This window comes from Cytobacillus depressus (assembly GCF_008923245.1).
Lineage (GTDB): Bacteria > Bacillota > Bacilli > Bacillales > Cytobacillaceae > Cytobacillus > Cytobacillus depressus.
The window spans coordinates 238061-251755 of sequence record NZ_WBOS01000001.1; the positions used below are offsets into that span (position 1 = coordinate 238061).

Below are 13695 nucleotides of genomic sequence, written 5' to 3' on the forward strand. Positions count from 1 at the left end.
ATCAAGAACTATTTTACCATGAAGGTATGAGATAGTTAAAAAAATTACACGCTCAGTCAATCAACCAAACTAAAAAAATAAACTTTTCACTTAATCCAAGTAAAAAGGTATGGATAATGAGATATCAATCTGGTAATATAGTTAAAAAAGTATTGTTCATAAAATAAAATGTAGGTGAAACGATGAAGGTCGTAAATAATATTGCCGAATTAATTGGAGAAACCCCGTTAGTAAGATTAAATAGACTTCCTTCCAAAGACGGAGCTGAAGTTTTTGTAAAACTTGAATATTTCAATCCTAGCCGGAGCGTGAAAGACCGGGCAGCTTATAATATGATTGTCGAAGCGGAAAATGCTGGACTCTTAAAAAGCGGCGCAACAATAATTGAGCCAACTTCAGGCAATACAGGAATTGGCCTTGCGATGAATGCGGCTGCCCGCGGTTATCGGGCGATTATTATCATGCCTGATTCAGCAACAGCTGAACGAATCAATATTTTAAAAGCATACGGAGCCGAAGTCGTCCTCACACCTAGTGATGAAAAAATGCCAGGTGCAATAAACAAAGCACGCGAAATAGCAGCTGTGACACCAAATAGCTTTGTACCTATGCAGTTTGAAAATGAGGCTAATCCGAATATTCATCGAAAAACAACAGCACGCGAAATCATAGCGGCTATGGAAGAGCATGGGAAGAAGCTCGCTGCCTTTGTTGGAACTTCAGGTACGGGCGGAACGATTACAGGAACAGGAGAAGAATTAAAGAAATATGATCCTTCCATTACGGTTCATGTTGTTGAGCCCGCAGGATCTCCTGTATTATCAGGCGGTGAACCTGGCAAACATAAACTAGTTGGCACGAGCCCAGGTTTTGTCCCTTCCATTTTAAATACGTCTGTGTACGATGAAATATTTCAAATAAAAGATGAAGAAGCATATGAAACAGTAAGAAGGCTTGCGGCTCAAGAAGGCATTTTACTAGGTCCTTCTGGTGGAGCATCCGTATACTCGACTCTAAAGGTTGCCGAAAGATTAAAGCCAACAGATGCGGTCGTTTGTATCGCCCCAGATACGGGTGAACGATATTTATCAAGTGATCTTTTTGAAAATTAGGAACGGAATGTTCCTGTTTTCTTTACAATGAAATCCGATTAATTTCATACGAATAATTCAGATTATGATGAGGTGTAAATATGTATTTAACAATCGATCGCCTTAGTAAAAGCTTTGTTAATGAGAAGAATGATAGAGTCAAAGTTTTAGATAACATCAGCCTTAATATTGAAAAAGGCAACTTTATTTCCATTGTCGGTCCTTCTGGCTGTGGAAAATCAACCTTACTTTATTTAATTGCGGGACTGGAAAAAGCAGATGATGGCGAAATTCACATTGAAGGAAACAGCGTAAATCAACCAGGACCAGATCGAGTCGTCGTGTTTCAAGAAGCAGGTTTATTTCCTTGGTTGACCGTACTCGAAAATGTCACATATGGTTTACTTCTGAAAAAAATCCCGAAAAAGCAAGCAGAAGCGAAAGCGCTTGAAATTTTAAAAATGGTTCATTTAAGCCGCTATACGGATTCCTACCCCCATCAGCTATCCGGTGGGATGAAGCAAAGAGTTGCTATTGCACGGGCACTAGTCATGGAGCCTGATATATTACTTATGGATGAACCGTTTTCAGCCCTTGATGAGCAAACAAGAATGGTTCTTCATAAAGAGTTGCTTGATATATGGCGCAAAACAAAAGTAACGATTCTCTTTATCACTCATAATATTCGCGAAGCTGTTCTGTTATCGGAAAAAGTCATTGTGTTTGCTACCCGTCCAGGAAAAATTAAAGAAATGATTACTATACAATCAGCAAAGGATGGAGTCATGCCAGACAGTGTAACACTTCATTCTGAACAAAGAATTCTCTCGATTTTAGAGGAGGAAATTGAAAAAGTCTTGAAGGAGGAAATGGGAGATGACTACAGCTTTAAGGCGGATCAGCTTCATCGTGATTATAGCGGCGATTTGGGAAATCACATCTAGATTTTCTGGGCTTCCTGCATTTATGTTTCCGTCTCTCACGCAAATATTCGAAACAATGTTTAATGGAATCATAAATGGCCAAATTACTGCTGCCATTGGTGTGAGCATCAGCAGAATTTTAATTGGCTTCTTAATAGCTATTATTTTAGGAACATTCATGGGTTATTTAATCTGGAAGTTTAAGTTCGTTGAAGATACGCTTGGCTTTTTAGTGACAGCTCTCCAGTCAATCCCAAGTATCGTGTGGTTTCCGCTTGCGATTATCTGGTTTGGGCTCAATGATTTTGCGATTTTATTTATCGTCACAATTGGGGCTACATGGACAATGACGATTAGTGCAACGAGCGGCTTTAAAAATGTGCCAAGGCTGTATCAGCGTGTAGCTAGAACATTTGGTTCATCTGGTTTTCATTTTATTCGGACGGTCATCATGCCGGCCTCTGTTCCACAATTACTTTCAGGTCTTAGAATTGCATGGGCTTTTTCCTGGAGAGCATTAATGGCTGGGGAATTACTTGGTGCAGGCGGCGGACTTGGAAAGCTTTTAGAAACAGGTAGATCACTTGGTCAAATGGACCTCGTTATTTCCGTCATGATTGTAATTGCCGTTATCGGAACGATCATGGATAACATTGTTTTTGTTCGTTTAGAGCGATCTGTTCAAACAAAATGGGGAATGAATTAGTCTTCAAACAATAACAAAGGAGTTGTCATAATCATGAAAAAATTACTTATAGCTGTAAGCGCCTTATTATTAATCGGGATGATGAGCGCCTGCACACAAAATGGAAAAGAAGCAAACAATAAAATCGATGGTGGGACAGTCAAAATCGGCTACTTCCCTAACTTGACTCATATCGCTACAATCGTTGCACTTGAAAATAATTATTTTAAAGAAGAGTTTGGCGAGAATGTCAAAATTGAAACAAAGACAGTAAGCAATGGCGGTTTGTTTATGGAAGCGATGACGACTAAAGCAATCGATGTAGGTACTGTCGGTCCGGGTCCACTTCTTAATTTTTACGTAAAAAATCCGAAGTTTCATATAATATCAGGGGCCGTAAATGGCGGGGCAGTGCTCGTTGCAAATGAAGAAAGCAATATTGAGAAGCTTTCAGACCTTGATGGAAAAAGAGTTGCTATTCCTGTTATCGGCAGTACACAAGATGTAATGTTAAGGAAAGCTTTGCAAGATGTAAACTTAAATACAACAACAAACGGAGGAACTGTTGAACTTTTTGCAGCAGCACCAGCTGATACTGCTACTCTTTTCGTCCAAAACTCCGTAGATGCAGCTGCCACTCAAGAACCGTGGGGCTATTTTCTAGAAACGCAAGCAAATGGAAAGCTATTGCTTGACTGGGACCAATTTGCTTGGGGGAAAGAGTCAACGAATACAGTTGTCGCAGCAACTGATGAATTCTTGGAAAATAAAGAGCTTGTTCAAGCTTATCTAAATGCACACAAGAAAGCAGTTGCCTTTATACAAGAAAATCCAGAAAAAGCACAAGAAATTGTCATTAAACATATTAAAGATTTAACTGGCAAAGAAATAAATAAAGAAGAAACTGCAGCTGCTTTTAAGAGGCTGCAAGTAACGATAGATGTGAATGAAAAGGTAATTCAAGAAATGGCCGATATAAGCAAAGAAGCTGGCTATATCCCAAGCAACAATATTGATGGGCTCATTAATTTATCACATCTTCAAGATTTAAAATAATACTAGTTATATATATAAAAGCTGTCCCTTAAATGGATAAAATCCTTCGTTCGGGACAGCTTTTTATTTTCTATAAAGTTTTTAGTCTAACCCATTAAACCAGCTAATGCCAAGTGTGTTCTCCCCTGCATGAACACCAATGGCTGCACCAAGAGGGTACGGTTCAAAATCAATATCAGGAAACTGGAGTACGAGTTCTTCCTTCCACTTAAGTGCTTCCGACTCGTGTAAACCGTACAAGATATAAGCCTCCCTAATTGGCTTTTGCGCGTGCGCCTTCATTAGCGGCTGAATCAATTTGTCTTTCGCTTTTCTTTCGCTTCTTACTTTTTCTGTTGTGCTTAGAGCACCATCCCTGATTTCAATTATAGGAATAATATTTAACATACTTCCAAGAAAGAATTGAACCCCAGACATACGGCCGCTCCGATGAAGTTGTTCAAGGCTGCCTATTAATACATATGTCTCATTTGTTTCCCGTAAATCTTCTAAAGATGTTTTAATCTCATCGATTCCCATTCCTGATTGTGCCAATTCAATTCCCTTTTTGATGATCCTTGTCAATGGATAAGTGAGAATTTTCGAATCGATAGTAATGACATTAGCATCGACAAGCTGTGCCGCCTGTACACTTGAAGAAGCGGTCCCGCTTAGTTTACTGGAAAGGTGAATAGAGAAAATAACATCATATTTTTCACCAAGCTTTTCATATAAGTCTTTAAAGGCGCCAAGAGAAGGCTGTGATGTTTTCGGTTGTGATTTCAGTGTCTTTAAACGTCCATAAAGCTGTACAGGTGTTAAATCCACTTCCAAAAATTCTTCATCGTCTAAAAGAATTGTTACTGGAATCGTATAAACGTCTGGGTGAACCATCAACTCCTTTTCTAAATAGGCAGTACTATCTGTGACCCATGCAATTTTAGTCAAAATTTTTCCCCCTCAGGATCAATCCTTCTATATATGTAAATTAGGAAAGAGGTTGGCTAGTTCACCAGCCTCCTCCCAAAAAAATTACGGCAAAAACGGTTTAATTTTTGGGAAAATCTTTAATGCCGTATTATAAAATACATCCTCATGATGTTCTTCTGGTATAAGATTTTTTATAAACTCTATATAGGGACCAACAGGTATTAGCGGCCAATCTGTGCCAAACAGCAATTTATCGTAGGAATCGGAAAAAACAAGCGCATGTCGTAGATGGTCAAAAAATCGGTCTTCGCTTCGCTTTTTCAAGTCCTTCTCTGTTCCTACAATCAAGCCAGATAAATCTGCATAGACATTTGAATTCTTATAAATAAGTTCAGCCCCTGTTAAAGTCCAAGGATCACCAAAATGAGCCATCATAAAATTAACCTTGCGATGCTTGACAGCAACTTCATCAATGGTCAATGGATGAGAATATTTTAACAGCCCTCTTTCTGAATAAGTATCCCCAGTGTGAAAAACAATCGGCAAACCGTATTTTTCCGCCAATTGATAAACCGGCTCATACACTTCATCGTACGCATAAAATGGATAGTAGCCTAAATAAATTTTCATCCCAACAACATTTGGCTTCTGTATTTCTTTCTCTAGTCTTAATAAGGCTTCCTCATTTAGATCATAAGGATTGATTCCCGGACAATAAACAATCTGTTCAGGAATCGAATCTGCTAAATCTATCCCCATTGGTGTAACGGAATGATAATCAGGAAACCCCATATTCGGAGTTTCTGTGACACCCATCGCAATACTTAGGACAACATTTGCTTCATTAAACTCTTTTACGTAGCCTTTATAGGAATAATCAACAAACGATTGCTCTTTTGCCGTTTGATGAAAAGATTGAATATCTGAAAAATGAATATGTGCATCAATGATTTTCATGTTTACTCCCTTTATATCTGAAATTCAATTTGACGAAGCTGATCCAATATAGCCTTTGATAAACTTCTTTGATCAAAGAAAATAAATCCAGGCTCCGTTAATTTTTTTGCCTTCTGCACATAGTTTACTTGAAATGCGTCTTTATTCATATACCCTTCTGCAATTTTGCAATCGGCACAATTTACTAAATACATATTTTCTTTCCGGGATTGTGAAGATATAAAACTGCCATCCTCCAAAAATAATAATTGCTCTTCCATGCCAACGTGAAATTTCTTCGCTCCTTTAGTAAAAGCTGAAAGATCTTCTAATGTATCCCCTTTTATAAATAAATCTGTCCGCCACGTATCTCCAATAAGCGAATTTCCACCTGCATTATCCACACTGACAAAATAGGCTAAAACGGGTATACCCGGCAGAAGTGCAAAATATTGCGTATATTGTAAGCCCTTCCAATGGGCATTCTCAGTTATTTTTGTATGCAGAGCTAAGCTCCTCCACCGGTTTCCATTTATATCTTCCACATCTTTAAACTCGGCAGATGATGATTCTTTTAGAAGTGAAAACGTATTTATTTTAGAAGGTACTGTTTTCAAACCGCCAGCCCATGGATTCCACCAGCTTTTTTCAATTAAATTAGGAAAGGATGAATCTAGCCATTCCTGTTCTTTTAAAGCTAGAGAATAAATTCCAGGATAAAATTCAGGTGACGCCTTAATTTTGATGACTCCATTATCCAATATATAGGAAGGTAAATGATCCGTGTCTTCCGTATAAGAGTGAACCTCCCCTGTTGGTTTAAGAAGCAATTGCTTAAATTCCATTTCCTTGCTATCGTCTGTAAATGAACTTGTCAATATGGAAACAGCTGCATTATTTTTAATTGATATTTGAGCCTCATATTCTCTTTTCTCTTCAGCTTCTAAAATGGCCGTTTCTTGAATACGCTCGTCATTTAACTTTAGATCCAAATGACCATTCAGATAGTTTGTTCTGAATGACTTTAACTGAAAACTAACAAATTCTGAGTTAGACGTAATCGGCGAATTTTCCGTCAACAGGAAGGCCAGTTCTGATTTTGTCCTCGTTTGCTTCTCTTGAGATTGCTGCTTTGCAAACGCCTCCTGTTCCTGCCATGTACGGAACGCCCCAATTGATAAATAGCATGGCTCGATTTCTTTCTTTTCCCCGTAATCGAGTGAACATAACTCATTTTCCAATTGGAACTGCCAGCTATTAGGATTTACTTTCATTTCATTTGACCAGCTAAAGCCAATCGGTCCTTCTTTGTCATTAGAAAAATACCAATTGCCAGTTATACTGTTAGGAGGAATATCACCAAATTCTAAGTATTTTCCCTCTGAAAACTCAACAACTTCATTTTCAAGCGGAAAAAAGCAATGTTTTTTTTCGTGGTAAAAAGACTGGTTTAAAAATAACTGACTGTATGATTTTTCACCCTTATTTTCTATTGTTACCCATCTTTTTACTAGCCCTTCAGCAAATAATGTCGTATATAAACTTAAGAATAACCCATCATACTCCTTCGACTGAAAAGTCAGTGTGATCGTAATTCCACTATTATCTGCATGCCATTCCACATTTTCCGGCTTTAGTTTGGAAAATTCAGTGGAAAATGGTTTACCAAGCTTCGGTACGAAGAAAGCATATGGCTGTGTAAAGGTTTGGGTTCTTCCAGCAGTCGTCAAATAATCCATTTTTCTTATATTTACTTGATACAATCCATTATAAATATGCCAATAATCCTTCGACTCGCCTCCGAACTTTTCACCAAATCCTTTAAAGGCAATCCCTGTATGATTATCTTCAAAAATAATTTCTGAACCATCTTCTTTTATTGCTTTACACTGTAGATGCGGTTGGTAGAAGCCGAATTTATTAACAACGAGCGGCACTTTCACTAATTTTCTTTCGGCTTTCTTTAATGAAATTTGATAAATATCATTTTTTAATTGAACATGGTTATTTTTAGAAAAACATATTTCGTATTCCGCGTTCTCTCTTAGATTGTTTTCCATTTCAAGCTCAATGCATTCTTCCTTCCCAATATAGCTTAATAGACTATCTAATTTCGCCGTAATTTTCGCAGGTTGTTTCGGGAATACACCTAGCCTTAATTCACACTCTTCTCCATTAACTAAAACATTCACAGATAAATAAGGATGCTTTTTCCATAAACTTGGCTCTTCACCTTTCAGAAAAACTACATCCCCTGAAATGACCGTACTTTCTACAACAATAAGCTCTTCATTTAATATAAATTTAGCCCGCTCATGTTGATTTCCTTTCACTTTTAAAGAGATTGGGCGTTTTGACTTATTAACAAAACGGATTTCAAATCTCCGAGTTTCTTCTTCAATTACTTCATGGTCTGATAAGACAAGTTCAAGTAGATAATCAGCTGTTTCTATGAAAGAGATCCCTCTGCCTGTTCGTTCAAATCGAACTCTAGCAAAAGAATGTTCATTTTTCCACACATATTCATAGAACGTAAAGCCTCTTTCCTTCAGTCCGTCAGGCTTTACTTTAATTTCTCTAATACTATTCTTATACCAATTAAGCTTTGAAAATAGCGGCTTTAATAATGGAGTATTGAGCACAGCTGGAATGAAATTCATTAGGTGGGTCGAATCATCCCGATCTTCCCAAAAAAATCCGCATTTCTTATATAGTGGGACTGCCTTTACATTTCCAGGCCATGTATAAAGGTCAAGACGTGGCCAGCCAAGCTCAACTGTTTTCTCTACTGCTTTCAAAACAAGGACTTTCCCTATTTTCTTGCCGTGATAATCTGGTCTTACGTTCAGAAGCGGAATATATAATGAACCTGTATCATCCTTATATTCCGATAGACTGCAATAGCCGACAACTTCATCTCCGTCCATCGCTAAGTAAAGAATAATATTTTCTGAACTTGCTTCCTTCGCTTTCACCGACTCCTCGGTATGCACTTTTTTATCTCCACCCCAGCTATCGCGGCTAAGATTCCACATTTTTGCGATCCCTTTAGCTAGTCCTTCATTGTATTCAACAATTGTTATTGAATTTGTCATTTGACCCATTAAAATTCCTCCAGACTAAGTTTTTTCACACCTATTTTTATTGATTCCTTTTCCTGCAAAGATTTTTCTATCCATTGCCTTCTCCTCCTTTCGAATAATTGAATGCGCTTTCTTCACATTCTCTATAATCGTATTAGTTGAAACTAATAATGTAAAGATAGTTTCGAATCTTCTAACCATATTTTTTACAAATAAAAAAATGCTCCGCCAGCAAAAGGGCAGAGCATGTATAAAAATCTATTAAATAATCATTCGCAGCTTATCTAAACTTTTGTCCATGTATTCGATCATTGTTATTATATCATCCATTTGGTCCTCGTAGACTAAGCGATTAAAGCTTACCATCGTTTCATTCTTAATCCATTCTTCAGACTGGAATGGATCAATTATAATTGATTGCTTAATCGTTCGGTCGTTACCCCAGATGTCTTGAAGCTCCTTTTCAATCCGCTGAAAAATCGCAAATTCATTTTGATGATTGAAGGAAAATTTCACGAAAAGATGGCAGCCAGATAATCGGTCCGATTGAGCTGACGGTAACAGTTCAGCTGCTAGATTTTCCAGACTAGCCTCCATAATAAATGTGCATTGGACACTATTCATGCCATCTCTTTCCTTTGAAAAAGTCACTTCATATCTTCGTGAGAGCTTAGCAGTATTAATGAAATCATTCCGGTCAATAATAAGAAGCTCACCGCTTAAATCAAGATCATAAAGTGCTCCTTCCACAACAACCTTCATATTCTCAAATGCTGTCGGATCAAACATGTGAAATCCTAGAATAATCCAATGGCATTGCCATTCTCATCAACATCCATTTTGAGAGCGGCCGGCGATTTTGGCAATCCAGGCATTGTCATTACATCACCTGTCAGGGCAACAATAAATCCTGCACCTACTGATGGTTTTAGTTCTCTAATAGTAATGGAGAATCCAGTTGGACGGCCAAGCTTTGTTGGATCATCTGATAAAGAATATTGTGTTTTAGCCATACAAATTGGCATAGTCCCCCATCCAAAGCTTTCGAAATCTTGAAGCTGCTTTTTTGATTTAGATGAAAACTCAACTTTATCGGCACCATAAACCTTCTGGGCAATAGTAATGATTTTATTTTCAAGTGTATCTGATAGATCGTACAACGGCTGGAAGTTCGACTCTTCTTTCTCAATAACTTCGAGAAGCTTGTTCGCAAGATCTACTCCTCCAGCCCCGCCTTTTTCCCATACTTCAGTTAGTGAAACTGGAATATTCGCTTGTTCACATAGATCCATTAATGTTTTCACTTCTTCTTCTGTATCAGTAATGAATCGATTAACTGCTACAACAAAAGGCAGTCCGAAGCTTTCGATCGTTTCAATATGCTTCTTTAAGTTTGCAAAGCCATTCATTAAAGCTTGTACATCTTCTCTTCCTAGATCATTTTTAGGAACACCGCCATGCATCTTTAATGCGCGAATCGTTGCTACAATAACAACTGCTTCTGGCTTAATTCCAGCACTTCTAGATTTAATGTGAAGGAATTTCTCAGCACCAAGATCTGCACCGAAACCGCCTTCAGTTATTACGTAATCAGCTAACCTTGTCGCTGTCTTTGTTGCAATGACACTATTACAGCCATGAGCAATATTAGCGAATGGGCCACCATGAATAAATGCAGGTGTATGTTCAATTGTTTGAACTAGATTCGGTTTAACCGCTTCTTTAAGAAGCATTGTTAATGCCCCTTGGACACCAAGATCTGCTACAGTAACTGGCTGTTTATCATAGTTATAAGCAATAACCATGCGGCCAAGTCTTTCTTTCAAGTTTTTCAAATCAGTAGATAAGCATAATACAGCCATGATTTCTGAGGCAACAGTAATATCAAAACCATCTTCACGTGGAACCCCTTGCACTGGACCGCCTAAGCCAATAACTACTTTTCTAAGAGCACGGTCGTTCATATCTAGAGCGCGTTTCCACACAATTCTTCGCGGATCAATTCCAAGCTGATTGCCTTGTTGAAGATGATTGTCAATGAATGCAGCAAGCGCGTTATTAGCCGTTGTAATCGCATGCAAATCACCAGTGAAATGCAGGTTGATATCTTCCATTGGCAAGACTTGAGAATAACCTCCTCCAGTTGCGCCCCCTTTTACGCCCATTGTTGGTCCAAGTGAAGGCTCACGCATCGCAATGATTGCCTTCTTGCCAATCTTCGTAAAAGCATCGCCAAGCCCTACTGTCACAGTTGATTTCCCTTCCCCGGCCGGTGTCGGATTAATAGAAGTAACAAGGATAATCTTACCGTTTTTATTTGTTTCTAGTTTTTTAAGAGCATCAGTTGATAGTTTAGCTTTATATTTGCCAAAAAGTTCAAGATCATCAACATGTAAACCTATTTTTTCCGCAATTTCTACGATAGGCTTCATTGGTGATTGTTGTGCGATTTCAATGTCTGACTTTACTTTTGGTTTCACATTCATTTCTTAATCCCCCTAAGCATTCCAGTAATGAAAACGATTACTACCCTCTCATTGTACCATTTCTTTTATTTCAGTTGATAGTAAATCATGAAGATTTTAATAATTTCATTTTTAATTCATTGCTACTTATGTTTTTCATTATTATAATAGGTTTTAATTGAATTTTCTAAAAAGGGGATGCTGATTTGCCTATTAAGATTCCAAGGCTTCTGCCTGCAAGAGAAATATTAGAGGAAGAAAATATATTTGTGATGGATGATGATCGTGCGCTTACACAGGATATTCGTCCATTAAATATTCTGATCCTAAATTTAATGCCTGAAAAGGAAAAGACTGAAGCACAGCTTTTAAGATTGCTTGGAAACACGCCGCTCCAAGTCAATATTTCTTTTCTGAAGACGGCTACTCATGAATCAAAAAACACAAGCCCATTGCATTTAGAACAGTTTTATACGACTTTTGCCGAAGTTAAACACCGAAAATTCGATGGCATGATCATAACAGGCGCTCCGATTGAATTGCTGCCATTCGAAAAGGTTGATTATTGGGAAGAGCTAAAAGAAATTATGGATTGGACGAAGAGTCATGTAACCTCTACCCTCCATATTTGCTGGGGGGGCCAAGCTGCATTATTCCATCATTTTGGCATTCAAAAATATGAGCTCACACGGAAGTGCTCTGGTGTATTCACACATCAAATTCATGACCGTTCTGAGAAACTGCTTAGAGGCTTTGATGATTCCTTTTTAGCTCCTCATTCGCGAAATACTGATATTTTCATAGAAAAAGTGAAAAATCATCCGACATTAAAATTGCTGTCTGCCTCAGAGGAAGCCGGTCCTTTTATTTTGAGCGCCAATAATGGAAAACAAATTATGATTACAGGCCATTTAGAATACGAAGCTGAAACTTTAGCGGAAGAGTATAAAAGGGATATACAAAAAGGATTAGACATTCATCCGCCTAAACATTATTTTCCAAATAATGATCCAACGAAACAGCCATTAAATAGATGGCGCTCTCACGCTCATCTATTATTTTCGAACTGGCTGAATTACTATGTATATCAAGAAACACCGTATGAGTGGGATTAACACTAGGAAGAGGCAGCCAAAAGGCGGCCTCTATTGATTTAATTTTTCCAAGACTTCAATTTTATTTTGTAACATAAATACCCACATAAATGATAGAGATTGTTTTAACTCGGTTGACAATGTACCTTTCGGAAGTTGATCCGCACTTCTCTTATATACACCTAAGTCACCAATTTTTTCCCAGTTATTATCAGCAGCCAGCTTTTCAAACTCCCATGGCATCATCGTATTGCAAATTACTTTTTCGCCATACAGCCTTCTAAAGCTATTGTTTCTAGGAGCAGCTGTCGGACCAAGAATTCCGACACAAGCAAATCCTCCAGGCTTAACCACTCTTTGTGCTTCCCTTAATACCATAAAAGGATGCTCTGTCCATTCAAGTGAATTAATTGCTAACACCGCATCAAAAGCGCGATCCGGAAATGGAAGTACAGAAATATCGCCCTTGACGAATTCAGTGTTATTTCCTTTATTTATTTCTTGCGCCTTTTGCAGCATTTCTTCTGAAACATCAAGTCCCGTAACTTTATATCCCGCTCTTTCTAACTGGAATGAACCGAAGCCGTCACCACAGCCAAGATCACATATCCGGGCTCCAGAATCGACATATTTAGAAAAAAACGGAACGATCTCCTTTCTACTCCCGCTTTCCCACATTTCTCGACTTTTCGAATTCCAGCTGCTTGATTGATCATCCCATTGTTTCTCTGCTTCTTTACTCCAATCAAAGATAGACATGCTTCCCCACTCCTTTTTGGATTACTATTGACGTAAAGTTTTCATTCCTATTATTTCTCTCTTAAGTATTGGAATCCCTTTGAATAGTAACAAGAAAAGGACCTGCTTAAGCAGGTCCCTGACTTTCTTCAACTTCATCTTTAACTTCAACTGCATCCACAACTTCATCTTCATTCCTGTTGTGAATCTCTTTTAATGCTTCAATCCGATTCGGATCTTCTTCGAAAAATTGAACAAGATCGCCAATTCGGTCAATCGCATCCCAGCTTAAATGGTGTTCAATTCCTTCGACATCATCGTAAATATTTTCTTCCTTTACCCCAATAAGGCGCAAAATCTGCTCTAATAAATCATGGCGGAAGACTAGTCTTTTTCCAATTTTATTTCCTTTTGTAGTTAAACTAAGGCCTCTGTATTTTTCATACACAAGGTATTCATCTTTATCTAACTTCTGAACCATTTTAGTAACAGAGGAGGGATGGACTGAAAGGGCTTCTGCTATATCCGAAACACGCGCATACCCTTTCTCATTAATCAATATATATATTTGTTCAATATAGTCTTCCATACTAGGTGTTGGCATCCTATACCCTCCTATAAACTGTGCAAACGTAAAGATCTTTTATTCTTTTTATCCATTATTACAATATATGAATAAGTTTATAAATTGTTTCATAAAGCAATATGATTAGCT

12 protein-coding genes are annotated in these 13695 nt (G+C 37.9%); 5 read left to right on the forward strand and 7 right to left on the reverse strand.

From position 1 onward, the window contains the following. Window positions 1–182: 182 nt before the first annotated feature. From cysK to F7731_RS01140, 4 genes are all read left to right on the forward strand, one after another. Window positions 183–1112 carry a cysteine synthase A gene (gene cysK, locus F7731_RS01125; RefSeq protein WP_151532925.1) on the forward strand — a complete coding sequence of 310 codons (930 nt, stop codon included), beginning with the start codon at window positions 183–185 and terminating at the stop codon, window positions 1110–1112. Window positions 1113–1192: 80 nt separating this feature from the next. Beyond that, the gene (locus F7731_RS01130) at window positions 1193–2035 is read left to right on the forward strand and encodes an ABC transporter ATP-binding protein (protein ID WP_151532926.1); all 843 of its coding nucleotides are present in this window, start codon (window positions 1193–1195) and stop codon (window positions 2033–2035) included. Further along, on the forward strand, window positions 1968–2720 hold the full coding sequence (locus tag F7731_RS01135; protein ID WP_151532927.1) for an ABC transporter permease: 753 nt from the start codon (window positions 1968–1970) through the stop codon (window positions 2718–2720). The genes F7731_RS01130 and F7731_RS01135 overlap by 68 nt, the downstream gene beginning before the upstream one ends. Before the next feature lie 30 nt (window positions 2721–2750). Continuing rightward, a complete protein-coding gene (locus F7731_RS01140; RefSeq protein WP_151532928.1) occupies window positions 2751–3755 on the forward strand; it encodes an ABC transporter substrate-binding protein in 1005 nt (334 codons plus the stop codon). A gap of 81 nt (window positions 3756–3836) precedes the next feature. Here F7731_RS01140 and F7731_RS01145 read toward each other — a convergent pair whose 3' ends face one another. The 5 genes from F7731_RS01145 to F7731_RS01165 all read right to left on the reverse strand — a co-directional run bounded on the left by F7731_RS01145 (window position 3837) and on the right by F7731_RS01165 (window position 11169). Next, entirely contained in the window at window positions 3837–4682 is an 846-nt protein-coding gene (locus F7731_RS01145; protein WP_151532929.1) for a DegV family protein, read from the reverse strand. Between the two features lie 84 nt (window positions 4683–4766). Then, the gene (locus F7731_RS01150) at window positions 4767–5621 is read right to left on the reverse strand and encodes an amidohydrolase family protein (RefSeq protein WP_151532930.1); all 855 of its coding nucleotides are present in this window, start codon (window positions 5619–5621) and stop codon (window positions 4767–4769) included. 11 nt (window positions 5622–5632) lie between these two features. After that, a complete protein-coding gene (locus tag F7731_RS01155) occupies window positions 5633–8704 on the reverse strand; it encodes a GNAT family N-acetyltransferase (protein WP_151532931.1) in 3072 nt (1023 codons plus the stop codon). A gap of 240 nt (window positions 8705–8944) precedes the next feature. After that, on the reverse strand, window positions 8945–9472 hold the full coding sequence (locus tag F7731_RS01160) for a hypothetical protein (RefSeq protein WP_151532932.1): 528 nt from the start codon (window positions 9470–9472) through the stop codon (window positions 8945–8947). Window positions 9473–9480: 8 nt separating this feature from the next. Beyond that, window positions 9481–11169 carry a formate--tetrahydrofolate ligase gene (locus F7731_RS01165; RefSeq protein WP_151532933.1) on the reverse strand — a complete coding sequence of 563 codons (1689 nt, stop codon included), beginning with the start codon at window positions 11167–11169 and terminating at the stop codon, window positions 9481–9483. 185 nt (window positions 11170–11354) lie between these two features. On the opposite strand from F7731_RS01165, the gene metA reads away from it, so the two are divergent. Continuing rightward, window positions 11355–12263 (forward strand): homoserine O-acetyltransferase MetA, encoded by a 909-nt coding sequence (metA, locus tag F7731_RS01170; protein ID WP_151532934.1) that lies wholly within the window; start codon window positions 11355–11357, stop codon window positions 12261–12263. A gap of 30 nt (window positions 12264–12293) precedes the next feature. Here metA and F7731_RS01175 read toward each other — a convergent pair whose 3' ends face one another. Next, the gene (locus F7731_RS01175) at window positions 12294–13001 is read right to left on the reverse strand and encodes a class I SAM-dependent methyltransferase (RefSeq protein WP_151532935.1); all 708 of its coding nucleotides are present in this window, start codon (window positions 12999–13001) and stop codon (window positions 12294–12296) included. A gap of 106 nt (window positions 13002–13107) precedes the next feature. After that, complete coding sequence (mntR, locus tag F7731_RS01180) at window positions 13108–13584, reverse strand: transcriptional regulator MntR (protein ID WP_151532936.1); 477 nt, start codon at window positions 13582–13584, stop codon at window positions 13108–13110. Between the last annotated feature and the right edge of the window lie 111 nt (window positions 13585–13695).

Excerpts from the sequence above, each read along its gene's own strand:
- cysK (WP_151532925.1), top strand. The coding sequence starts at position 183 with ATGAAGGTCGTAAATAATATTGCCGAATTAATTGGAGAAACCCCGTTA.
- F7731_RS01130 (WP_151532926.1), top strand. The coding sequence starts at position 1,193 with ATGTATTTAACAATCGATCGCCTTAGTAAAAGCTTTGTTAATGAGAAG.
- F7731_RS01135 (WP_151532927.1), top strand. The coding sequence starts at position 1,968 with ATGACTACAGCTTTAAGGCGGATCAGCTTCATCGTGATTATAGCGGCG.
- F7731_RS01150 (WP_151532930.1), bottom strand. The coding sequence starts at position 5,621 with ATGAAAATCATTGATGCACATATTCATTTTTCAGATATTCAATCTTTT.
- F7731_RS01155 (WP_151532931.1), bottom strand. The coding sequence starts at position 8,704 with ATGGGTCAAATGACAAATTCAATAACAATTGTTGAATACAATGAAGGA.
- F7731_RS01160 (WP_151532932.1), bottom strand. The coding sequence starts at position 9,472 with ATGTTTGATCCGACAGCATTTGAGAATATGAAGGTTGTTGTGGAAGGA.
- F7731_RS01165 (WP_151532933.1), bottom strand. The coding sequence starts at position 11,169 with ATGAATGTGAAACCAAAAGTAAAGTCAGACATTGAAATCGCACAACAA.
- F7731_RS01175 (WP_151532935.1), bottom strand. The coding sequence starts at position 13,001 with ATGTCTATCTTTGATTGGAGTAAAGAAGCAGAGAAACAATGGGATGAT.
- mntR (WP_151532936.1), bottom strand. The coding sequence starts at position 13,584 with ATGCCAACACCTAGTATGGAAGACTATATTGAACAAATATATATATTG.